The sequence below is a fragment of the Xanthomonas fragariae genome (assembly GCF_900183975.1).
Taxonomy (GTDB): domain Bacteria; phylum Pseudomonadota; class Gammaproteobacteria; order Xanthomonadales; family Xanthomonadaceae; genus Xanthomonas; species Xanthomonas fragariae.
The window spans coordinates 337104-358383 of record NZ_LT853882.1 but is presented as its reverse complement, the minus strand read 5'-3'; the positions used below and the strand labels follow the sequence as shown (position 1 = coordinate 358383).

Here is a 21280-nt window from a genome sequence, read left to right as displayed (position 1 = left end):
GGCCGGGCGACCCCACTTCAAGCCGATTCGAGCAATGCCGGAGCCAGCTTCAGCCGCACCCGCACGCTCAGGCGTCGGCAATTTTGGCCTGCAAGGCCTTGACCGGCTCTGCGCCACTAGCGTCCGGCGCCGGCAACGCAGCGGTCGCGTCTGCGATGGCGGCGTGGATCAGGTGTCCGGTGAGCTGCGCACCGGCGCTCATCTCCACCACTTGGTAATGCACATTGCCCTGCACACGCGCGTTGGCGGCCAGTTCGACCCGCTCGGCAGCGTGTACGTCGCCGGTCAGCTGGCCATTGATGATCACCACCGGCGCGCGCACCTCACCCTCGATGCTGCCCTGCTCGGCCACCGTCAAGGTGGCGCTGGCGCCGTCTTCGGCAATGACCTTGCCCAGGATGCGGCCTTCCACATACAGCCCGCCACTGAACATCAGGTCGCCGCAAATGACCACCTGCGGCCCGATTAAGGTATCGACCATGGTCTGCGCACCACGGTTGGACTTATTTCCGAACATGAGCTACTCCCCCCGCGCCAATGCCGGCGATGTTCCAATCGAATGTCTGATTGACCGGCGCCCCATCGCCGCTGAGGGAGATTTTGACACGTTGCGGGGTGAAATCTTTCGGCAAGATCACGCTGCCGTCCAATTGCTGGAAATAGCGAAACGAGTACGGCTGCCCAGCGGCGTCCGGTTTCTGATGCAGCTCGTTCCAGCTCACCGTGACCAGCTTGCCGGCGCGTACGCCTTCCACCGCAAAGCGCAGCTGGCCCTGGCTGATCGCGCCGCGATTGAGGTTCTGGGTCAGCACCACGCTGTAATTCCAGGTGCCGCCAGCTTCGGCGGTGAACTGCACCGAGTGCGCGTTGAGCCCTTTGCGCTGCGCAGTGGAGCCCACCAGCCGCTCGTAAAAGGCCACATCGGCGCGCAGCGCGGCGATCTGTTCGTCGCGCTCGGCCAGCGAGGCCTGCACCTCGGTGTTGGCGGCGCGGCTGATCTTGTCGGACATCGCCAGATTGACCTGCCGCTGCTGCAACTGCTCGATCTGCCGCCGCTGCCGGGCCTGGCGACGCTGCGCCTGCTGCAGCGCCGATTCGGCCTCGACCAAACGCGGCGCGGCGGTACGCGTAGCCATCCACCACGCCCCACCCAGCGATGCCAGCCACAAGATGGCGATCACCCCCACCCACACCCAGCGGCGGCTGGAGCGGCCACCGCCCGACTCACGGCGAACGATCTGAATGCGTGCGGCTGGTCGCATGGGCATCGGGTCCGGACGGGCCGGCGCAGTCATGGGCGGCGTAGTGTGCCAGAGCCTCGGCGGCGGCCGCGCTGGCGCTGAACCGGCGGTTATCCGATAGTTCCACAATTGTTTGCAGAGAACGACGCTATGAGCGAAGCCCATCTGTTCGTGATCGGCATCCTGCTGGCCTGGCTCGCCGGAATCCGTGTCTACCTCACTGTGTTCGGCGTCGGCCTGGCCGGCCTGCTCGGCTGGATCGAGCTGCCGCCCGCCCTGCATCCGGCGCAATCGTGGTGGGTGCTTGGCACCTCGGGCGCGCTGGCGGTTGCCGAATTCTTCGCCGACAAGATCCCCGGCGTGGATTCGGGCTGGGACTTGGTGCAGACGCTGGCCCGCGTGCCGGCAGGCGCATTCCTGGCCGCGGCCACGCTGTCGCCCGATGGCAATCTGGGCACCGGCGCGCTGGCCGCAGGCGCAGGCTTGGCACTAACCAGCCACACGCTCAAGGCCGGCACCCGCGCGCTGCTCAATACCTCGCCGGAACCGGCCAGCAACTGGATCGCCTCGCTGGCCGAGGACACTATCGCCACCACCGCATTGGCACTGGCACTGGCGCACCCATGGCTGGCGCTAAGCTTGGCGGTAGGATCGAGTGTGCTGGCCGCGCTGGTGGTGTGGTGGGTCTGGCGATTGCTGTGGCGGGGCGTGCATCGGCTGGTCGCGCCAACGCGTGCTGCCACCACACCGGCTACACGCCGCTCCCCGCTATCGTGATGGTTCATCGCATAATCACCGCGACTGTAGGGAGTATCGATGGCCGCCCGAGATCCGGTTTCTTTCACCACCCGTGACAATACCGCCACGCGTAATCGCCCACTGCGCGCCGAGACCCCGCCGGCAGACCACTGGCGCCGCTGGGCCGACGAGGCTGCGGCGGCCGACAGCGTCGCGCCGGTGAGCGCAGCAATCATTCCCGCATCTGCGGTTGCGGTTGCGGCTGTGTCCGGACCGGCAGCACAAATCGCGTCGCCGCGAGCCGTGGCAAATATCAGCAGCGCGCGTACCGCGCCGGCGTCAGTGGCGCTCGCAGTGGCGCGCGACGGCAACGTGCCGGCCGATGCGCCGTATCGCGTATTGATCGTCGAGGACGACCGCTCGCAGGCGTTGTTCGCACAGAGCGTGCTGCATGGCGCCGGCATGCATGCACAGATCGAAATGACCGCTGTCAACGTGCCGCACGCGATCCAGGACTATCATCCGGATCTGATCCTTATGGACTTGCATATGCCCGAACTGGACGGCATACGCCTGACCACCCTGATCCGTCAGCAACCAAGCCAGCAGTTGCTGCCGATCGTGTTCCTGACCGGCGACCCGGACCCGGAGCGCCAGTTCGAAGTTCTCGACAGCGGCGCCGACGATTTCCTGACCAAACCGGTCCGCCCACGCCACTTAATCGCCGCGGTGTCCAACCGCATCCGTCGCGCGCGCAAGCAGGCGCTGCAGCAGGCCGGCCAACAGATCAGCGTGCGCAGCAATCCGGAAACCGGGCTACCCACGCGCGGCCACGTGATGGAGTTGCTCGCCGATGCGCTGGAGCGCAAGCAGTCCGGCGGCCTATTTTTTATCGAGATCGCCAGCGCGCTCGGCCTGCGTGAGCGCTACGGCTACGCCGACTACGAGCGCCTGATGACCCAGGCCGGCCATCGCTTGGCCAGTGCCGCGCATCCGTATCCGTTGGCGCGTTTAAACGACAACAGCTTCCTGTTGCTGGCGGTGGGCATGCCCGAAGCCGGCCTGGAACAGCACGCGCTGGAGATCAGGCAGCGACTATCGGCCAACGCCTTCCCGGTACGCGAAGATGAATCCGTGCACGTGCGCTGCGCGATCGGTGTGGCGCCGTTAGGTTTTGGCTTCGACGACACCGGCAGCGCGCTGGAAGCGGTCGAACGCACCGCCTTGCAGGCACGCCTACGCAGCGATGGCGTACAGGCCTATCTGGCACCCAGCCAGGCCGAACAACAGGAACAACTGCGCCTGGTCGAAGGCCAGCTCGAATTGGCCTACCAACCGATCGTGGCCGTGGCCGGCGGCGACACCGCGCAGTACCAAGTGCTGCTGCGGCTGCGCCAGGCCGACGGCACACTACTGTCGGCCGGCCAAGTCATTCCCGCTGCCGAAGCGGCCGGGCGCATCGCCGATCTGGACCAACAGGTCATGGACCACGCGGTCGGCTTGCTGCATCTGTACCAGCACGCCAGCCCGCCGCTGCGCCTGTTCGTCTCGCAATCGCCGCGCACGCTGGCACGCGACGCTTTCGCTGATTGGCTGCTCAAGGAACTGGTCGAACGCGGCGTGGCCGGGCAATCGCTGATCGTCGACCTGCGCTTGGACGATGCACTGATCCACACCGTCACCGTGCAGCAGTTCTGCGCCAAGTTGATGCCGGCCGGCGTGCAGTTCTGCCTCAGCCAGTTCGAACCCGGCGACGAAGCCAACGCGCTGCTGAGCCAATTGCCGCTCAGCTTCGTACGCATGGCCAACCGCTTCGCCGATTCCCACGGCAATACCGCGGTGCGCGATCAATTGCGCAGCGTGATCGACATCGCCCACCAGCGCGGTCTGCTGATCATCGGCCAACGCATCGAAGATCCGCAGGCAGCTGCCGCAATGTGGATCAGCGGTGTGGATTTCATCCAGGGCAACCTGGTGCAGACGGTCGGCAAGGAACTGGACTTCGACTTCACGAACGCGGTGCTCTGAGTGACAGCGCGTGCAGGAGGCCTTCGCGCCTGGAGCACTTTAGCCACCCTGGCCGCCCTGGTGGCAGCGCTGGGCGCAGGCTTGCAATGGTCCGCACTGCAGGGCCCATGGCTGGCGGTGACCGCAGTTTCGGCGACGCTCGCAATGGTGTTCGGCCTGTGCGCCGCCATCGCCGCCAATCGTGCCCTGCGCACACAGCAGGCGCTCTCGCAGCGCCTGGAAGAAGCCGACCTCTCCCGCGAGCGACTGCAGCAGGAATTGCAACGCCACGGTGAACTCGAGCAAGAATTACTGCGCGCCAAGCAGGCCGCCGAAGCCGCCACGCTGGCCAAAGGCGAGTTCCTGGCCACCATGAGTCATGAGATCCGCACACCGCTCAACGGCATCGTTCCGATGCTGGAGCTGATCTCCAGTGGCCAGCTCAGTGTGGACCAGCGCGAAATGCTACAGACCGCCACTGGCAGCTCGTTGCAGTTGCTGCGCATCGTCGACGACATCCTCGACTACTCCAAGCTCGAAGCCAACAAGCTGGAACTGGAGACCACTACCTTCAACCTGCGCGAACTGCTCGACGGCGTCGTGCAGCTGCTGCAACGCACCGCCGAAGGTCGCCAGCTGCGCCTGAGTCTGGACATCGAGCCGTCGGTGCGCCTGCTGGTGCGCGGCGATCCGATCCGCCTGCGCCAAGTGCTGGGCAACCTGATCGGCAACGCAATCAAGTTCACCGAGCGTGGCAGCGTGGATATCCTACTGCGCCGCCTGGGCGAAACACGCGCCCAGCATCTGCTGCGCTTCCAGGTGCGCGACACCGGCATCGGCATCGCCCCGGATCAGCAGGCTCGCCTGTTCCGCTCCTTTGCGCAAGCCGATGCATCGACCACGCGTCTGTACGGCGGCACTGGGCTGGGGCTGGCGATCTGCAAGCGCATCGTCGACCTGATGGGCGGCCGCATCGGCGTGGAATCCGAACCTGGGCGCGGCGCCACCTTCTGGTTCGAAATCCCGCTGCTCAAAGTCATCGGCGACCTGCAGCAGAACACCGGCACCGATGCGGCACGGGTCATGGTGATCAGTTCGGATGCTCGCCTGTCGCAACGCCTCAAGCGCTTACTCGATAGCTGGGGCGTGTCGCATGTGCTGATGGAAACCACTCAGGAAGCGCTCGAACGCGTACGTCGCCACAGCGACACCGAAGGCTTCCGCTGCGTCATCGCCGACCACGACAAGCTGCGCTACAGCGCGCGCGCCGTGCATCGCGCGTTAGCCCGCCCGGAAGACCTCAGAGGCTCGCGGCTGATCTGGCTGTACGGCGAAGAGCCGGTCCCTGCAGAACTGCAGGACAACGCCACCTTGGTGCCGCGCCAGAGCCCGGACGAGACGCTGCGCGCGTTGGTGCTGCCGCCCGATCCCAAGCCGGCCCATGCAGCCGCGCTGGATTCGGAAGCGATCCCAGACCCGTTGCCGCCACCGATGGCCAATCCACGCGACGTGCGCATCCTGCTGGCGGAAGACAACCCGGTAAACCTGCTGGTCGCGCAAAAGTTACTGGCCTTCCTCGGCTTCGAAGCCGACACCGCCACTGACGGCGAAGCCGCGCTGAGCAGCATGGAATCCACCCGCTACGACATGGTGTTCATGGATTGCCAGATGCCGGTGCTGGACGGCTATGCCGCCACCCGACGCTGGCGCGCGATGGAAACCGAAAGTGGCCGCGGCCCGGTCCCGATCGTGGCGATGACCGCCAATGCCATGGCTGGCGACCGCGAACGCTGCCTGGCTGCCGGCATGGACGACTATTTGTCCAAGCCGGTCGCACGCGAACAACTCGATGCCTGCCTGCAGCGCTGGCTGCCGCGTCAGCAAGCGCTGCCCGAACTGGCCAGCTGCGGCCCAGCCGCGATGAATCCAGAGAGCGCAAGTGCTGCCGCGCAGGCACGGGTACTGCCGATCCTGGACAACAGCGTCATCGATGAGCTGTACGAAGTGGCGGGCGCAGATACTTTCACCATCCTCCAGCTGTTCCTGGAAGACGCACCGCTCATCATCGAGCGACTGGAAGTCGCCGCCGCCAATCGCGACAGCATCCAGCTACGCGATCTGGCCCACACCCTCACGTCGTCCAGCGCCAACGTCGGCGCCCAGGCGGTGTCCAACGCGGCACGACGCATTGAACTGGCCGCCCGCACCGGTACCATCGAACGCCCCTCGGTCATGGTCGCACTGGTCGTCGCTGAATACGCCCGCGCTCGCTTGGCACTGCTAGACAAGATTGCTCGCCTGCAGTCCGCAACCCGCGCCGCTAGCTAAGTACACAGGACAGCGGGAACTAGCTGCGGACTGACAACACGATCAGAGCGGCGACAGCTAGCTGTGTATTGACCGAATGATCAGCACGACGACGAACCCAGCTGAGCGCTGAGAGGGTGCGTCGTGCTTGCTCCCGCAAGCTCATTCGACACCGCCCCCCCCCCCCAAAAAAAGGAGGGCTACAAAAAAAGCCCCGCTTTTGCGGGAGAGGGGTTGGGGCGAGGGTACGGGCGAAGCCCCATACACCCCAGCACGCCACGCATGACAAACAATCGGCAGTTCGGCGCTCGACTACGTTTGTGCTGGGCCGCGACACCAGCAAAGACCACACCTGACGCAGCAAAGCAACGCAACAGTGCGTCAGCCGCACTCAATCATCCAACTTCGTCAGCAAATAATTCGGCTCGCCAATCCGCGCCACCAGATCCAGCTGGGTTTCCAGCCAGTCGATGTGCTCTTCTTCCGATTCCAGAATGTCCACCAGCAACTGCCGGCTCACGTAGTCCTTGACCGACTCCGCATAGGCCACCGCCTCGCGCAGCACCGCCACCGCCTCGCGCTCCAGGGTCAGATCGCAGCGGAACATCTCGGTCGGGCTCTCACCGATGCGCAGCTTGCCCAGCACCTGAAAATTGGGAAGTCCCTCGAGGAACAGGATGCGGTCGGACAACTTGTCCGCATGCTTCATCTCGTCGATGGATTCCTTGTACTCATGCTCGGCCAATTCCTTCAGGCCCCAGTTCTTGAGCATCTTGGCGTGCAGGAAGTACTGGTTAATCGCGGTAAGTTCGTTGTAGAGCACCTTGTTGAGGTGCTCGATGACTTTGGTATCGCCCTTCATGCGATGTCTCCGAGACAGTGAGCCGACCGCACTCTAACGCGATGACGCGGCACATGAAGGAACGCGAATCGTGATCAGTTGCGGGACGCATGGCCGACCACGAGACAAGCCGCCATACGGTCAGCAGCAAGGACAAGATGCTCTTAGGTCCGATGAAGCTACAGCTGCAATCCATTCCTCCACAAACAGCGCGACAGCCGCAAGAGCTACCCGGCCGGCAGCCAGGCGAGAGCGAGAGCGAGAGCGAGAGCGATCATCGATCTAGTGGAGCCAACGCTACAATCCTTCGCCGACCAGCAGCGCAACAGGCTGCAACCAAAAGGTTTCAGAACCTCGTGCGTCGCAACGCGTGCTTCATCGACGCGGCGAAGCCGGCATCTGCACACCGACCATCAAAACGAGTCAGCAAAACGCACAAGGCAACCTTCACGCAGCGCTGGCCAAACCCAACAGGGGCAGCGGCAGCGCGCGCGTTGCATGTACCTGGCTCAACAAGTCGCCAGCCATTTCAAGGCACGAGCCACAATTGGACCCGCAGCCGGTGCGCACGGTCAGCTCGGCCAAACTGGCGCAGCCGTTCTCAGCCGCTTCGCGGATCTGGTGGTCGGTGACCCCATTACATATGCAGACGTACACGGTATCGGTGGGGTGTTGGCGATCCGGAAAGGACCGGGACTAATTGCACCGCAAACGAGAATAGGTGTCAATTCCAAAGGTTAATCATTATTAATCCGGACCGGCCGCACCCCGCTGCGCTTGAGTGGGCGCTTGCGCGGGCTGTCGTGCCCCGCAGCGCTGCTGCCCGGCAACCATGCTTCTAGCGCACGCTCAGGCATCGCACCGACCGCCCCGGGTCCGGCCAGATTCTGCGCAAGCGGCGCCAGATGGCGCAACGCCCGTGCATACACACCGCGCTTGAACATCACCACATGTTCGACCGGATACCAGAAATCTACCCAGCGCCAGTGGTCAAACTCAGGTGTATCGGTATGGTCGAGCTTGAGGTGAGATTCCTCGCCAGTGAACCGTAGTAGGAACCAGACCTGTTTCTGACCGATGCAGACCTGTCGCTCGTTCCGGCGCACAGCCCGGCTGGGTAAGCGATAGCGTAGCCAGCCAGGCGTGGCACCGAGCAATTCGACATGCTCGGGCAACAACCCGGTTTCTTCGCGCAGCTCGCGGTACATGGCTTCGACGGGCGTCTCATCGGTATTCATGCCACCTTGCGGGAACTGCCAGCCGTCTCTACGCACACGTCGTGCCCAGAACACCTGACCGTCCTGCCGCATCAGCACGATGCCCACGTTTGGCCGGAAACCGTCCGGATCGATCACGATGCGGACTCCTGAAAATCTACTGTCACCGACTCTGCCACGGCGACGCCCGGCTCACAAGCTGTAAACGAAATACTTGACAACACCGTTACGCATTGTGAGAATTACCGGCTACCTAGGCTATGTAGCTCAGCCGGTTAGAGCACAGCACTCATAATGCTGGGGTCGGTGGTTCGAGTCCACCCATAGCCACCAAGGTATTCACGCCTTCGCAGGCATGCAATAATCTTGAATCGACGCGTTTTATTGCCCCGTAGCCAAGCGGTAAGGCACCTGACTCTGACTCAGGCATCGGTGGTTCGAATCCATCCGGGGCAGCCAAACACAAAAGGTTCGATCGAAAGATCGGACCTTTTTGTTGCCCAACCACTCTTGCCCTGAAACCACTCGGCCACCGGGGGACGCAAAATATCCCTGCGCCGAGACCGGCGAAAATCGCTACAGTCACCGGCCCGTTAACCCTATCAACATAATCGACGCGCCAACGATGGGTCCGGAACACACGAGGTAGTGTGGCCCAATAACCCGCCATCGCCCATGACGTCACTTGCGCACGCAGCTGTCGCCGCCGCCCGTACGCGATCCGCACAAGATGGCTATTGGCCACCTGCTAAGCCGCCAGGTCCGGCGAAAGCCCCCCCCCCACGAGGCAACGCGTCGCAAGCTGCGGATTCGCAAACCCCAAAACGACGAAAGCCCGGCATGGCCGGGCTTTTGAAGCAAGCGCCCCGGCGAACCGGGACGCACCGAGCGCGATGGATCAGCGCTTGGAGAACTGGGTAGCGCGACGGGCCTTATGCAGACCGACCTTCTTACGCTCGACTTCGCGAGCGTCACGAGTCATGAAGCCAGCCTTGCGTAGCTCGGACTTCAAGGTTTCGTCGTATTCGACCAACGCACGGGCAATGCCCAGACGGATCGCACCGGCCTGACCGGTGGTGCCACCGCCTGAAGCGGTGACCAGGATGTCGAAGCTCTCGGTGTTTTTGGTGAGCTCCAGCGGCTGGCGCACGATCATACGTGCAGTCTCACGACCAAAGAACTCGTCCAGTGGACGGTCGTTGACGGTGATGTTGCCATTACCCTTGCGCAGGAACACGCGAGCGGTGGAGGACTTACGGCGACCAGTGCCGTAGTTTTGCGTGATAGCCATGATTTAGATATCCAGAACTTGCGGCTGCTGGGCGGCGTGCGGATGCTCGGCACCCGAATAGACCTTGAGCTTGCGGTACATGGTGCGGCCCAGAGGACCCTTCGGCAGCATGCCCTTGACAGCGATTTCGATCACGCGCTCCGGGTGGCGCTGCAGCGCCTGCTCCAGGCTCTCGGTCTTCAAGTTACCGATGTAGCCGGTGAAACGGTGATACTTTTTGTCTTTCAGCTTGTTGCCCGTGACCACGATCTTCTCGGCATTGATCACCACAAGGTAATCGCCAGTATCGACGTGGGTGGTATAAACCGGTTTGTGCTTGCCGCGCAAACGGCGAGCCAGTTCGGTGGACAGACGGCCGAGCGTCTTGCCGGCGGCGTCAACGAGATACCAGTCGCGCTGGACGGTCTCGGACTTTGCGGTGAACGTAGTCATGATAAAACTCTTGAGTGGTCGGGCTGATTGCAGCGGCCGATGACCACTGGAATTTTGCCACGCGTTGTGATGGCGAAACACAAGATCGAGAATCATACGGAACACTCCGCCGCAGCGCAAGTTGCGACAGACGCGAGCTGCGCGGTTGGCAACGGGTCGGTAGGGGGCCAGAATCGACGCATGGCCCAAACGACTCCTTCCCGACTGCATAGCCGGCTCGACCGGCTGCTGGTCGAAGCCCAGCGCGCGCTGGATACCGTCTTCGGCAACCCGCCCGCCGAGCGGCCCAATCCGGCCACGAACACACCCGATGTGGTGCTGAAACCGGACCAACGCCGGCATGCAGCCGGATTGATGCGCATCAATCATGTTGGCGAGGTGTGCGCGCAAGGCCTGTATTTCGGCCAAGCCGCGGTGGCCCGCGATGCACACACCCAGCACCATCTGCTGGAAGCCGCGCAGGAAGAAACCGACCACTTGGCCTGGTGCGCCGACCGCCTGCACGAACTGGATAGCCGCCCCAGCCTGTTCAACCCGCTCTGGTACGCCGGCAGCTACGCACTTGGCGCATTGGCAGGATTACGTGGCGACCACTGGAGTCTGGGCTTTGTGGTCGAAACCGAGCGCCAAGTGGAGGCCCATCTGGACGAACACCTGGAAACCTTGCCGGAAATCGACCAACGCAGCCGCGCGATTTTGCGCGTGATGAAAATCGACGAAGCACGCCATGCCGACCAGGCCGAACAAGCCGGCGCCCGCATCCTCCCGCCCCCGATCCCCAGCGCCATGGCCCTAGCCTCCAAGTTAATGATGACCATCGCCTACCGCTTGTAGACAACAGGCAAGGCACCACGCAGATGCTCGGCACTCCCTGCGAAAGCAAAGCCCACTACGTTGAGGGCGCGCGCCGAAAGCGCGGCAGGGATGGGTAGCTGACGCGTTGGAGTCAAACGGTTTGCACAGCAAGCCTTGGGTGGTCAGCACCGCGAAGCTGGAGCTGACTACGACACCAGCTTCAACCCGATCACGCCTGCAACGATCAAACCAACGCATGCCAAGCGCGACCACGAGTCGCAATCGCCGAACAGCGCGATGCCGGCGGTGGTCACGCCCAGCGCGCCGATACCGGACTCATCTACAGAAAACGGATAAAAAAAAGCGACCCAGTGGTCGCGCACTGGGCCGCCGTCGGCTGTGGAACGCGAGCTCATCGCGTGGCGGGCCGTCCCGCCTTGTGTCTTTCCCGCACGTGCAAGCAGGCGCGCAACAGCCAATTGCCTGCGCTCATTCGCTCAGATTGCGCCCGTGGAACAACTCTTCGATTTCTCGCTTGAGTAGCGTTTCGATCTTCATGCGCTCCTTGAAAGAGAGATTCTTGGCGCGCTCTTCGAACAGGTACTGATCCAGATCGAAATCCTTCAAGTGCATCTTCGTGTGGAAGATATTTTCCTGATAGACGTTGACGTCGAACATCTCGTAGCGCGACTTCACGTTCTTGGCGAGGAAGTGCTGGATCGAGTTGATCTTGTGGTCGATGTAGTGCTTCTTGCCCTTCACATCGCGAGTGAAGCCACGAACCCGGTAATCCATGATCACGATGTCCGATTCAAGACTCTCGATCAGGTAGTTAAGCGCCTTCAACGGCGAGATCACGCCGCAGGTGGCGACGTCGATGTCGGCGCGGAAAGTGGCGATACCTTCCTGCGGATGCGTTTCGGGGTATGTGTGTACAGTAATATGACTCTTGTCCATATGAGCAACCACAGCATCGGAGATCAACTCTTTGCCGGCCTGCTTCTTGTCGATGACGGGCTCTTCCGAGATCAGGATCGTGACCGATGCTCCCTGCGGGTCGTAGTCCTGACGTGCGATATTGAGGATATTGGCGCCAATGATCTCGGCCACATCGGTCAGGATCTGGGTCAGGCGGTCGGCATCGTACTGCTCATCGATATATTCGATGTAGCGCTGACGCTCCTCTTCGGTACGCGCATAACAGACGTCGTAGATGTTGAAGCTCAACGCCTTGGTGAGGTTGTTGAACCCCTGTAGCCTCAGGCGAGGCAACGGCTTGACCACGTCAGTCTGTCCTTATGGAAAGCGGAGGAAAAGAAGTCAATTATGAGCCAAAGATCCCAGCAACGAAATGCCGATGTTAAGAATGGTTTACCTTGCACGACTCATGCCGTTAAGCTTCGGGAATTACACGCGGAACTACCATGAGCCCAGGAAACACGACGGTTGTCACTACGACGGTACGTAACGCTACCCCTTCCCTGGCGCTAGACGCGGGCACCATCGAGCGTTTTCTGGCGCACAGCCACCGCAGGCGCTATCCGACCCGGACCGATGTGTTCCGGCCAGGAGACCCGGCCGGCACCCTCTACTACGTGATCAGCGGCTCGGTGAGCATCATTGCCGAGGAAGATGATGATCGTGAATTGGTGCTGGGCTACTTCGGCAGCGGCGAGTTTGTCGGCGAGATGGGGTTGTTCATCGAATCCGATACCCGCGAGGTGATCTTGCGCACCCGCACCCAATGCGAATTGGCCGAGATCAGCTACGAGCGGCTGCAGCAGCTGTTCCAGACCAGCCTGTCGCCGGATGCACCGCGGATCCTGTACGCGATCGGCGTTCAGCTTTCAAAACGGCTGCTCGATACCACAAGAAAGGCCAGCCGCTTGGCGTTCCTGGACGTGACCGACCGCATCGTGCGCACGTTGCACGACCTGTCCAAGGAGCCAGAGGCGATGAGCCATCCGCAGGGCACACAGTTGCGCGTATCGCGCCAAGAACTGGCACGCCTGGTCGGTTGCTCGCGTGAAATGGCCGGGCGGGTGCTCAAGAAGCTGCAAGTCGATGGCTTGCTGCATGCACGCGGGAAGACCGTTGTGCTGTACGGCACGCGCTGAGCGGCACTCGGCGGTCGGTGCAGATTCGCACTGACCGCCGAGTGGTCCGCGTGCGGCGACGGCATGCGGTGGTGGTGTGGCGATCCTTTCGCAATCATCTCACCACCGCTTCTCCCAACGAAGCGGGCCGCAATCTTGAAGAGCGAGCGACCTGATCTAGTTCCGTAGCGATTGCAGCGTTGACCTCGGATCGACATTGACCGATCTCAGGCGAATAAGCGCCCGCTGATGGCGCTGCGTTGTAGTTGTTGCTCAAGCATGTTTGATTGCGAGCCCTGCCTGCGTATGCTTCAGCTGGCTTGCGTTGCCACGCTTATCGAAAGACCCAAGCGTGATCGAGACCGTTGGTCGCGCCTCACTGCACGCGGCGATCCGTTCTCTAGTTGACGCTTGCCGCGCCCGCCCTTCGCAAGCCGGAGCGCGATCGCTGCCAGTGTTCGCTTCCAACCCTCACACGCTTGAGCGCGTTAAAGCGCCTTGCCGCCGCGGTCGCGACAACCCCAGTTGAGGATCGGCGTGCCTGCGGGCAGCACCTGGCGGAACAGGTCTTCGCGATTGGCTTTGGGATTGACCACTACCGGCGCACGCGCGGCTTTCAACAGCGGCAAATCTGCAGTGCTGTCCGAATAGGCGATGGCGATATCGGCGTAACCGCGCTCGCGCAGCATGCGCATCTTTTCTTCGTTGTGGCAGTGACGCCGCGCAGTGACCGCACCCAAGCGTGGGCCGACCAAACTGCCGATGACCGGTACATCCTGATGCGCGACAAATCCAAGAATCGCGCGGGCCAGCTCCGGCGGCGCGCCGGTAGCGACCACCACGCGGTCGCCCGCAGCACGATGTTCGGTGAACACCTTCAGGGCATGCGGTAACAGGCGCTGACGGATCTGCGCCTCATGCTTGAGCACGTACGCATCGATGAAGCGATTGAACTCGCGCGCACGGTGCAGGCCGAAGGTAGCGATCCACACATATCCGGACACGCCGCGGCGACGGGTCGGCAGTATTGCCACCATCGGGCCGAGGATCGGCGAGGCCAACAACGCGACCAGCAAGCGCAACGGGTTGCGCTTGATCAGCCAGGCGAACAGATGGCTGCCGGAATCGCCGTCATACAGGGTGTGGTCGAAGTCGAAGACCACCAGCGGTGCGTCTTTGCGCGGCGCGGGATACGACTCAGTCATGCGCAAAGAATAGCTGACGCAGCGACTCGCCGGGTTCGGGCGCGCGCATGAAGGTCTCGCCAACCAGAAACGCGTTCACGCCGTGGCCGCGCATCAACTGCACATCGTCCGGCGTGACAATGCCGCTTTCAGTGACCAGAATGCGGTCGCGCGGCACCGCGGCGCGCATATCCAAGGTGGTCTGCAGCGAGACTTCGAAGGTGCGCAGATTGCGGTTGTTGATGCCGATCAGCGGCGCCGGTACCTGCACGGCGCGCTCGAGCTCGTCGATGTCATGCACTTCCACCAGCACGTCCAGGCCGAGTTGCATGGCCAGGCCGGAAAGATCGGCCAGCTGCGCGTCTTCCAGCGCCGAGACGATCAGCAGGACGCAGTCGGCACCAAGCACGCTGGCTTCGTAGACCTGGTAAGGGTCGACGGTGAAGTCCTTACGCAGCACCGGCAGCGTGCAGGCTTCGCGCGCCTGGCGCAGATAGTCATCGGCCCCCTGGAAGAAATCCACATCGGTGAGCACCGACAGGCAGGTCGCACCGCCAAATTCGTAGCTGACTGCGATATCGGCCGGGTGGAAGTTGGGCCGGATCACGCCTTTGGACGGGCTGGCCTTCTTGACTTCGGCGATCACGGCCGGGTCGCCGGCGGCAATGCTCGCCTGCATGGCGGCCGCAAACCCGCGCGTCTGCGGCAGATCAGCGCTGCGCGCGATCAGCTCGGCCAACGGCACGCGCGCCTTGCGCTCGGCGACTTCATCGGCCTTGCGGGCAAGAATAGTGTTGAGGATGTCGCTCATCGTATCGGGTCCTGGCGGGCGGGCATTATCGGTCAAGACGGCCGCAACGGACCGCGGCTACACGCCAGCGCATAGCATGCCAGCGAGGCCGTGCGGATGCCGACCCGCGATTGCCACTGCGTTGCGGCTCTCGGCATGGGTCAGGACTGCATGGCAACCTGGCGGGTCAATGCGACATAGGCGTCCACTTTGGCGCGTGCCGAGCCATCGGCAAGCACTACGCGCGCGCGCGCGACGCCGTTGGCAATGCTGTCGGCTACACCGGCCACGTACAAAGCCGCACCGGCGTTGAGTGCCACGATGTCCAGCGCCGGGCCGGGCACGTTGTCCAGCACCTGCAGCAGCATCGTGCGCGATTGCGCGGCATCGGCCACCTTGAGGTTGCGGCTGGCCGACATGGCGATGCCGAAATCTTCTGGATGCACTTCATATTCGTGGACCTTGCCATCGCGCAGTTCGCCGACCAGGGTGCCCGCACCGAGTGAGAGTTCGTCCATGCCATCGCGGCCCCACACCACCAGCGCGCGCTCGGCGCCCAGTTGCTGCAGCACGCGCGCCTGGATGCCGACCAGATCCGGATGGAACACGCCCATCAAAATGTTCGGCGAGCCAGCCGGGTTGGTCAGTGGGCCGAGGATGTTGAAGATGGTGCGCACGCCCATTTCGCGACGCACAGGCGCTACGACTTTCATGGCCGGGTGATGCACGGGCGCGTACATGAAGCCGATTCCGGTCTGCGCCAACGAGGCGGCGACTTGCTCAGGCTGCAGCTCGATCACCGCGCCCAACGCTTCCAGCGCGTCGGCGCTGCCGGATTTGGACGAAACGCTGCGGTTGCCGTGCTTGGCGACCTTGGCACCGCCGGCCGCGGCCACGAACATCGCGCAGGTCGAGATGTTGAAGGTGTGCGAGCCATCGCCGCCGGTGCCGACGATGTCGACCATGTGCTGACGGTCAGTGACGTCCACGCGGCGCGAGAACTCGCGCATCACCTTGGCCGCACCGGCAATTTCACCGATGGTTTCCTTCTTGACCCGCAGCCCGGTGAGGATGGCGGCGACCATCATGTCGGACACCTCGCCGCGCATGATCTGCCGCATCAACTCGACCATTTCGTCATGGAAGATTTCGCGGTGTTCAATGACGCGCTGCAGGGCTTCTTGCGGAGTGATGGTGATGGGCATGAGACAATCGTGGCGATATGTGGGAAAGATATACCGAGCCGCCTTGCGACCAGCTCGATCAGTGTGGCCAACTGCAGGTACTAGCCGTAGCCCCGAGGCGAAACGGCCGTGCCTGCGGCGATTATTGATCTGGACGCTTCATGGGAAAACGCGCCTGCGGCTGCACTTCGAAATAATCCGCCGGACCACCGGCGCGCAGGACCGTCTGCACCGCTGCCGGGTCGTAGATGCCGTAGTGCAGCGCCGCGCGCGCGAGATGTACGCCGACCACTTCGCCCAATACCAGCTAGGTTTCGATGGCCTGCCCGCTTGCAGTCTGCAACGGCAACAGCTGGCTGAGCCGGCACTCGAAACTGACCGGGCTTGCCGCAACGCGCGGGGCGCCGATCAAGCGCGACGGCGCCATCTGCAAGCCGGCTAATACGAACTCGTCCACCTCCGCCGGCACCATCGCCGCACTGGCATTCATCGCCTCGGCCAGGGGGCGCGTGGACAGATTCCAGGTGAACTCGCCGGTGGCTTCGATATTGCGCAGGCTGTCCTTGCGACCGATCCTGGCGAAGCCCACGATTGGCGGCACGTAATTGAAGGCATTGAAGAAGCTGTAAGGCGCCAGATTGGCAATGCCATCGGCGCTGCGCGAGCCGATCCAGCCGATCGGTCGTGGACCAACGATGGCATTGAACGGATCGTGCGGCACCCGTGGCCGTGGGCGGGCTCGTAGAAGTGGACGCTGTCGCTGGTGGTGCTCATCGTGATCCGGTTGCAGGCGTAGAAGAAGCGCAGGGCAAATCATCTGCTCTGCGCCTTGCAGCGCAAATGATCGCAGGCATCGCACTGCTGCGCAGCGGATGTACGACGCCGCTGAAAGATGCATCGACACTGATGAAGACTGCATCGACATCGACGGCGTGCGCGCTGCCCATTTCGGTCAGCGCTGCAGAAAGTTCTTCAACAAGGCATGCCCGTGCTGGGTCAGGATCGATTCGGGATGGAACTGCACGCCTTCGACCGGAAACTGGCGATGCCGCAGGCCCATGATCTCTTCGATCGAGCCATCCGGATTCTCGGTCCAAGCGGTGACTTCCAGCACGTCCGGCAAGGTGGTCTTGTCCACCACCAGCGAGTGGTAGCGAGTAGCCTCGTAGCTGTCTGGCAACCCGGCAAACACGCCCTTGCCTTGGTGGCGGATCGGCGAGGTCTTGCCATGCATGATATTGTCGGCACGGATCACATCACCGCCATAGACCTGCCCGATACTTTGATGCCCGAGACAAACGCCCAGGATCGGTGTGGTCTGGCCCAGTTGTTCGATCAGCTGCAGCGAGATGCCGGCCTCGTTTGGCGTGCATGGGCCGGGCGAGATCACGATGCGCTCCGGCTTGAGCGCAGCGATCTGATCGACGCTCATCGCATCGTTGCGCACCACGGTGACCTCGGCGCCTAATGCCTGCAGGTACTGCACGAGGTTGTAGGTAAAGCTGTCGTAGTTGTCGAGCATCAAAACATTCATCTGCTTAACCTATTGATCTTATTTTGATAAGAGTAGCTAACAAAACGTAGTGAGCAGTCGCCAAGTGGGTGCGCACGGCGCGAAGGACCCGCAGTGTACAAGTGGTACACGCCGATTCCGAGCACCGGCCGCGCCCGCCTGACGGCTGAACAGTAGTTTTGTTAGCCACTCTTAGACGTTTGATCCCAGGCTTTGATGGTGCACTCTTTTCCCTCGAATGGAAGCAAGCACGATGGGCTAGAGCGCCACTACGACAGAGGCGATCCGTCGAGCGATACAACAGAGTCAAGAGAGCCTGAGAGCGCTGTCCAAGCGCTACGGCATCAACCAGAAGACGGTGGACAAGTGGCAGAAGCGCACCTCGGTTGCCGATGTGCCGACCGGGCCGAGGCAGCCGTGTTCCACGGTGTTGTCCATTGAGGATGAGGCGGCGATCGTCGCCTTCCGCAGGCACACATTGCTTCCGCTGGACGACTGTCTCTATGCACTGCAGCCAAGCATCCCGCATCTGACGCGCTCATCGCTGCACCGCTGCCTGCAACGCCATGGCATCTGGCGACTGCCAGACATCAAGGGCGACAAACCTGCCAAAAAGCAGTTCAAGCACTATCCGATTGGCTACTTCCACATCGACATCGCAGAGGTGCAGACGGCCGAGGGCAAGCTCTATCTGTTCGTGGCCATCGACAGGACGTCCAAGTTTGCGCTCACCGAACTCCATCCCTCGGCCACCAAGCTGGTTGCAGCGCAGTTCCTGCGCAATGTGATCCAGGCGGTGCCCTACACCCTGCATACGGTTCTGACGGATAACGGCATCCAGTTCACCAACCGCAGTTCCGACCGCTATGCCTTCGTGCATCTCTTCAGTCGTGTCTGCAAAGAACACGGCATCCGACACCGCTTGACCAAGGTCAAGCATCCCTGGACCAACGGGTAGGTCGAGCGGATGAATCGGACCATCAAGGAAGCCACTGTCAAACGCTTCCACTACGACGACCACGCACAACTGCATCAGATCTGGCCGACTTCATCGACGCCTACAACTTCGCTCGCAGGCTCAAAGCCCTGACACCGTACGAATTCATCTGCAAGCAGTGCACATCCGAACCCGAGCGGTTCAAGGTGGATCCGATACATCTAATGCCGGGACTGAACGCGATCGTAATCCCAGCTTGAGGCACTGTCGATGCGACACTCATGATCCATGTGCACTGGCGTGCCGACTGTCCGAATGCGCTGCCGGAACCCCGATGGATGCAACCAAAACTGCAGCCCTCCTGCCCGCTACAAAAAATCTCATCGTTGGATCCACCGAAGATAAGAGAGCGCATCGAAGCCCACCAACCACTTCAGATTAACCAAGTCTCCATTACCCTGATGCAGTCCCTGCAACGGAAGAGTAAAGATCTTGTCGAATCACGACCGCGTAACAATTTCACGAAGAAAAATTAACGTGAATTTTATGACGGAGTTCATGCGCGTTTTCTGACGCAATTATCTTGTAATTATCTCATCCCAAGCTACTATAAATTACTCCTGCGAACTATTAACTCCGAATTGATTATTAAATTTAAAAGTATCAATCTAATGTATAATTATTAAAAATCTTAACCCTTATCCAACCGATGTTTTCGACGAATAACGGGCTCTTGCAGCACCCTATTTAACGATGATGAAGACATAGGCGTCGCAACGCACGTGTGAGCTGGGCCCGATATTCAACGCGTTGCGGTCGATCGCTCGTGCTGAAACATATTAGAGATGACTGCCCTGCAACTTGCTGCGGCGTAAAGAAAGCTCAAAACCAGCACAGTGATCATCGATGATTACACGTTGCAGTCCGTTTACCAGGGTGGGCCACCCCATGGCGATGACGGCTATCAGCGCAAGAAAAGCAGCAAGGCGAACATGGCGGTCGATACGCTCTAGCATCTGCTCACTGTGCAGATCGCCTTTGCAAACGAACGGGAGAGCATGCAGATGCGATCGCTTGTGCAAGAGGTCCAACCTGTCTCAGACGAAACTGTGAAGGTCGCGTTCGCCAAACAGAGCGGCACCGGGCAAGACCCTGCGCAAACAGCCAGGGGAGAGGGCATCGAGCGACATACGACCACGCTGCAGGCGGCAAAGAAAGGCGTTGATTGCTTCCATGAAGCTGAGTGCCTGAGCGCAGCGTCAGGTGGGCAAATCGTTTCCGACGCCTCGCACGCGACGATGAGCGCTTGCCAAAAAACGGGCCGGACTGCATTGCATCGTTTTGCCACCCTCATGCTTATGCTCGGCAACGCTCCCGCGCTCTTCCCAATTTCATAACACGACCTAGATTAACTTAATTATGTATTCAATATTAAAACACTAAGAATAAATTAATTTATTTCTTCATGCTTCTTAATATTTTGATTATTGGACCCACATAATTCCGCATGAAAAATTTGCCCCGCCTTATCTGCACGCACGAGGGACCTTCACATGTATGGACAGCATTATTTCCTAATGACGCCTGGCCCTTTGGCTTTGAGCGGAGAAGTAAAGTCACAGATGCAGTTTGATATGGGCTCACGGGAAGGGAGCTTCAAAAAAATCACCGGTTTAATGCGCGAGCTGACGATAAATTTGATCGAAGGGCAGAGGTCGCACTCAGCTATCCCCATCCAAGGTAGCGGTACCTACGGGATGGAGGCTGCATTGGCAAGCTTTGTATCTCCAGGTGATAAGCCGCTTGTCTGCATAAATGGAATTTATGGAGAGCGCATACTGAAAATACTCCAAATAAGGGGCATCCATGCCGTCAGCATGAGAGCGCCTAGTAACGAGCCGCTTTCGGCGACTGACATAGCTGGGTATCTGGAAAAAGATAAATCAATCACCCACGTCTGTTTCGTTCATTGCGAGACCACTACCGGTGTTATCAATCCACTAGATGAGATAGCCAAGCTAACTAAACAACACGGCCTCGTAACGATCGTGGATGCAATTAGTTCTTTCGGAGCCATCGATATCAGTGCGAAGCGCACACCCTTTGATGTTCTTGTAACGTCAAGCAATAAATGTATTGAAGGCCCGCCAGGGCTTGCCTTTGTGATTGCTACAATAGATCTATTAAAAAAGAAGGGACATCCAGTCAATTCCTTCGTCCTCGATGTGCGCGACCAATGGAAAACTCTCGAAGAGACAGGGGAATGGCGATCGACGCCTCCCACGCACGTGGTCCAAGCCAGCACGAGGGCGCTTGAACTGCTGACTCGTGAAGGCGTATGTCATCGCAGTAGCCGTTACGGATCGGTGCGTGATGAGATCATCAGAGCAACAGATCGATACACAGCACCCCTTCTGAGTGCAAAAGCGAGATCCCCTGTATGTTTAGCGCTCACGGCAAAAGGAGTCATCGACACAGAGAATGACTTCAATTCATTTTATATGCATCTTTTTAACTACAATCTCTGTATCTATTCAAAATTCCACATTCAGACGCGCAGCTTCAGGATCGGATGCATGGGCGCCATCAAACCCGCTTGGATCCTTCTGCTGTCAGCAGCGTTTCGGGACTTTTTCGACAACCGCGAAAGTTGCCGACAGGCGCTTACGCATACCAAGTCATTAGTTGCGAGCGGGAGTTTTTAGGC

At 60.8% G+C, this 21280-nt stretch carries 20 protein-coding genes, 2 tRNA genes, 1 other RNA gene and 3 pseudogenes; 10 read left to right on the top strand and 16 right to left on the bottom strand.

Going from position 1 to position 21280, the window contains the following annotated elements:
- Nucleotides 1-67 precede the first annotated feature (67 nt).
- Entirely contained in the window at nucleotides 68-517 is a 450-nt protein-coding gene (locus PD885_RS01635) for a bactofilin family protein (RefSeq protein WP_002808220.1), read from the bottom strand.
- Nucleotides 504-1262 carry a DUF6776 family protein gene (locus tag PD885_RS01630; protein WP_040762620.1) on the bottom strand — a complete coding sequence of 253 codons (759 nt, stop codon included), beginning with the start codon at nucleotides 1260-1262 and terminating at the stop codon, nucleotides 504-506. Before PD885_RS01630 ends, PD885_RS01635 begins: the two co-directional genes overlap by 14 nt.
- A 129-nt stretch (nucleotides 1263-1391) precedes the next feature.
- Between PD885_RS01630 and PD885_RS01625 the strand changes: the two genes are divergently transcribed.
- Genes PD885_RS01625 through PD885_RS01615 form a run of 3 tightly spaced genes read left to right on the top strand, consistent with a single transcriptional unit; the run spans nucleotide 1392 to nucleotide 6314 of the window.
- Nucleotides 1392-2018, top strand: coding sequence for a DUF4126 domain-containing protein (locus tag PD885_RS01625; protein ID WP_002808223.1), 627 nt, complete (start codon nucleotides 1392-1394; stop codon nucleotides 2016-2018).
- Between the two features lie 39 nt (nucleotides 2019-2057).
- A complete protein-coding gene (locus PD885_RS01620; protein ID WP_002808225.1) occupies nucleotides 2058-4007 on the top strand; it encodes an EAL domain-containing protein in 1950 nt (649 codons plus the stop codon).
- Nucleotides 4008-6314: an ATP-binding protein gene (locus PD885_RS01615; protein WP_088056614.1), complete on the top strand. Its 2307-nt coding sequence runs from the start codon at nucleotides 4008-4010 to the stop codon at nucleotides 6312-6314. It abuts the gene before it with no gap.
- Nucleotides 6315-6684: 370 nt separating this feature from the next.
- Here the strand turns inward: PD885_RS01615 and bfr are convergent, their stop codons facing one another.
- The 3 genes from bfr to PD885_RS01600 all read right to left on the bottom strand — a co-directional run bounded on the left by bfr (nucleotide 6685) and on the right by PD885_RS01600 (nucleotide 8489).
- Nucleotides 6685-7155: a bacterioferritin gene (gene bfr / locus PD885_RS01610; RefSeq protein WP_002808230.1), complete on the bottom strand. Its 471-nt coding sequence runs from the start codon at nucleotides 7153-7155 to the stop codon at nucleotides 6685-6687.
- 426 nt (nucleotides 7156-7581) lie between these two features.
- On the bottom strand, nucleotides 7582-7791 hold the full coding sequence (locus PD885_RS01605) for a (2Fe-2S)-binding protein (protein ID WP_002808233.1): 210 nt from the start codon (nucleotides 7789-7791) through the stop codon (nucleotides 7582-7584).
- 80 nt (nucleotides 7792-7871) lie between these two features.
- On the bottom strand, nucleotides 7872-8489 hold the full coding sequence (locus tag PD885_RS01600) for an RNA pyrophosphohydrolase (RefSeq protein WP_002808235.1): 618 nt from the start codon (nucleotides 8487-8489) through the stop codon (nucleotides 7872-7874).
- Nucleotides 8490-8607: 118 nt separating this feature from the next.
- Between PD885_RS01600 and PD885_RS01595 the strand changes: the two genes are divergently transcribed.
- Nucleotides 8608-8684, top strand: a tRNA-Met gene (locus PD885_RS01595).
- A gap of 52 nt (nucleotides 8685-8736) precedes the next feature.
- Nucleotides 8737-8810: transfer RNA gene (locus tag PD885_RS01590), tRNA-Gln, on the top strand.
- A 439-nt stretch (nucleotides 8811-9249) separates the two neighbouring features.
- Here PD885_RS01590 and rpsI read toward each other — a convergent pair.
- Together rpsI and rplM are read right to left on the bottom strand one after the other, a co-directional pair.
- Complete coding sequence (gene rpsI / locus PD885_RS01585) at nucleotides 9250-9642, bottom strand: 30S ribosomal protein S9 (RefSeq protein ID WP_002808236.1); 393 nt, start codon at nucleotides 9640-9642, stop codon at nucleotides 9250-9252.
- A 3-nt stretch (nucleotides 9643-9645) separates the two neighbouring features.
- The gene (rplM, locus tag PD885_RS01580; RefSeq protein WP_002808239.1) at nucleotides 9646-10074 is read right to left on the bottom strand and encodes a 50S ribosomal protein L13; all 429 of its coding nucleotides are present in this window, start codon (nucleotides 10072-10074) and stop codon (nucleotides 9646-9648) included.
- A gap of 180 nt (nucleotides 10075-10254) precedes the next feature.
- Here rplM and coq7 point away from each other — a divergent pair, with 180 nt between their 5' ends.
- Nucleotides 10255-10908, top strand: a complete 654-nt coding sequence (coq7, locus tag PD885_RS01575; RefSeq protein WP_002808246.1) for a 2-polyprenyl-3-methyl-6-methoxy-1,4-benzoquinone monooxygenase — start codon at nucleotides 10255-10257, stop codon at nucleotides 10906-10908.
- Nucleotides 10909-11075: 167 nt separating this feature from the next.
- Here the strand turns inward: coq7 and PD885_RS21850 are convergent.
- Together PD885_RS21850 and speD are read right to left on the bottom strand one after the other, a co-directional pair.
- Nucleotides 11076-11204: pseudogene (locus PD885_RS21850) on the bottom strand (DMT family transporter); the annotation flags it as partial.
- A gap of 154 nt (nucleotides 11205-11358) precedes the next feature.
- Nucleotides 11359-12153 (bottom strand): adenosylmethionine decarboxylase, encoded by a 795-nt coding sequence (gene speD, locus PD885_RS01565; protein ID WP_005990692.1) that lies wholly within the window; start codon nucleotides 12151-12153, stop codon nucleotides 11359-11361.
- A 140-nt stretch (nucleotides 12154-12293) separates the two neighbouring features.
- On the opposite strand from speD, the gene crp reads away from it, so the two are divergent.
- Nucleotides 12294-12986, top strand: coding sequence for a cAMP-activated global transcriptional regulator CRP (crp, locus tag PD885_RS01560; protein ID WP_002808249.1), 693 nt, complete (start codon nucleotides 12294-12296; stop codon nucleotides 12984-12986).
- A gap of 467 nt (nucleotides 12987-13453) precedes the next feature.
- On the opposite strand, the gene PD885_RS01555 is transcribed toward crp, so the two are convergent.
- From PD885_RS01555 to PD885_RS01530, 6 genes and pseudogenes are all read right to left on the bottom strand, one after another.
- Nucleotides 13454-14170: a haloacid dehalogenase-like hydrolase gene (locus PD885_RS01555; protein WP_002808250.1), complete on the bottom strand. Its 717-nt coding sequence runs from the start codon at nucleotides 14168-14170 to the stop codon at nucleotides 13454-13456.
- On the bottom strand, nucleotides 14163-14960 hold the full coding sequence (trpC, locus tag PD885_RS01550; RefSeq protein WP_002808251.1) for an indole-3-glycerol phosphate synthase TrpC: 798 nt from the start codon (nucleotides 14958-14960) through the stop codon (nucleotides 14163-14165). The genes PD885_RS01555 and trpC overlap by 8 nt, the downstream gene beginning before the upstream one ends.
- 140 nt (nucleotides 14961-15100) lie before the next feature.
- Complete coding sequence (trpD, locus tag PD885_RS01545; protein ID WP_040762674.1) at nucleotides 15101-16138, bottom strand: anthranilate phosphoribosyltransferase; 1038 nt, start codon at nucleotides 16136-16138, stop codon at nucleotides 15101-15103.
- A 127-nt stretch (nucleotides 16139-16265) separates the two neighbouring features.
- A pseudogene (locus PD885_RS01540) lies at nucleotides 16266-16897 on the bottom strand (flavin reductase family protein).
- Nucleotides 16898-17075: 178 nt separating this feature from the next.
- Complete coding sequence (locus tag PD885_RS01535) at nucleotides 17076-17657, bottom strand: anthranilate synthase component II (RefSeq protein WP_002802968.1); 582 nt, start codon at nucleotides 17655-17657, stop codon at nucleotides 17076-17078.
- Between the two features lie 34 nt (nucleotides 17658-17691).
- Nucleotides 17692-17767, bottom strand: a non-coding RNA gene (locus tag PD885_RS01530) — sX9 sRNA.
- Nucleotides 17768-17919: 152 nt separating this feature from the next.
- On the opposite strand from PD885_RS01530, the pseudogene PD885_RS01525 reads away from it, so the two are divergent.
- A pseudogene (locus PD885_RS01525) lies at nucleotides 17920-18833 on the top strand (IS481 family transposase).
- Between the two features lie 579 nt (nucleotides 18834-19412).
- Here the strand turns inward: PD885_RS01525 and PD885_RS21675 are convergent.
- Nucleotides 19413-19589 carry a hypothetical protein gene (locus PD885_RS21675; protein WP_197493701.1) on the bottom strand — a complete coding sequence of 59 codons (177 nt, stop codon included), beginning with the start codon at nucleotides 19587-19589 and terminating at the stop codon, nucleotides 19413-19415.
- 9 nt (nucleotides 19590-19598) lie between these two features.
- Here PD885_RS21675 and PD885_RS21670 point away from each other — a divergent pair, with 9 nt between their 5' ends.
- Both PD885_RS21670 and PD885_RS01515 read left to right on the top strand, forming a co-directional pair.
- A complete protein-coding gene (locus PD885_RS21670) occupies nucleotides 19599-19970 on the top strand; it encodes a hypothetical protein (protein WP_002808258.1) in 372 nt (123 codons plus the stop codon).
- A gap of 180 nt (nucleotides 19971-20150) precedes the next feature.
- Nucleotides 20151-21278, top strand: a complete 1128-nt coding sequence (locus PD885_RS01515; protein ID WP_231892687.1) for a 2-aminoethylphosphonate--pyruvate transaminase — start codon at nucleotides 20151-20153, stop codon at nucleotides 21276-21278.
- Nucleotides 21279-21280: the final 2 nt, after the last annotated feature.

Excerpts from the sequence above, each read along its gene's own strand:
- PD885_RS01635 (WP_002808220.1), bottom strand. The coding sequence starts at position 517 with ATGTTCGGAAATAAGTCCAACCGTGGTGCGCAGACCATGGTCGATACC.
- PD885_RS01630 (WP_040762620.1), bottom strand. The coding sequence starts at position 1,262 with ATGCGACCAGCCGCACGCATTCAGATCGTTCGCCGTGAGTCGGGCGGT.
- PD885_RS01625 (WP_002808223.1), top strand. The coding sequence starts at position 1,392 with ATGAGCGAAGCCCATCTGTTCGTGATCGGCATCCTGCTGGCCTGGCTC.
- PD885_RS01620 (WP_002808225.1), top strand. The coding sequence starts at position 2,058 with ATGGCCGCCCGAGATCCGGTTTCTTTCACCACCCGTGACAATACCGCC.
- bfr (WP_002808230.1), bottom strand. The coding sequence starts at position 7,155 with ATGAAGGGCGATACCAAAGTCATCGAGCACCTCAACAAGGTGCTCTAC.
- rpsI (WP_002808236.1), bottom strand. The coding sequence starts at position 9,642 with ATGGCTATCACGCAAAACTACGGCACTGGTCGCCGTAAGTCCTCCACC.
- rplM (WP_002808239.1), bottom strand. The coding sequence starts at position 10,074 with ATGACTACGTTCACCGCAAAGTCCGAGACCGTCCAGCGCGACTGGTAT.
- coq7 (WP_002808246.1), top strand. The coding sequence starts at position 10,255 with ATGGCCCAAACGACTCCTTCCCGACTGCATAGCCGGCTCGACCGGCTG.
- crp (WP_002808249.1), top strand. The coding sequence starts at position 12,294 with ATGAGCCCAGGAAACACGACGGTTGTCACTACGACGGTACGTAACGCT.
- PD885_RS01555 (WP_002808250.1), bottom strand. The coding sequence starts at position 14,170 with ATGACTGAGTCGTATCCCGCGCCGCGCAAAGACGCACCGCTGGTGGTC.
- trpC (WP_002808251.1), bottom strand. The coding sequence starts at position 14,960 with ATGAGCGACATCCTCAACACTATTCTTGCCCGCAAGGCCGATGAAGTC.
- PD885_RS01535 (WP_002802968.1), bottom strand. The coding sequence starts at position 17,657 with ATGAATGTTTTGATGCTCGACAACTACGACAGCTTTACCTACAACCTC.
- PD885_RS21675 (WP_197493701.1), bottom strand. The coding sequence starts at position 19,589 with ATGCTAGAGCGTATCGACCGCCATGTTCGCCTTGCTGCTTTTCTTGCG.
- PD885_RS01515 (WP_231892687.1), top strand. The coding sequence starts at position 20,151 with ATGACGCCTGGCCCTTTGGCTTTGAGCGGAGAAGTAAAGTCACAGATG.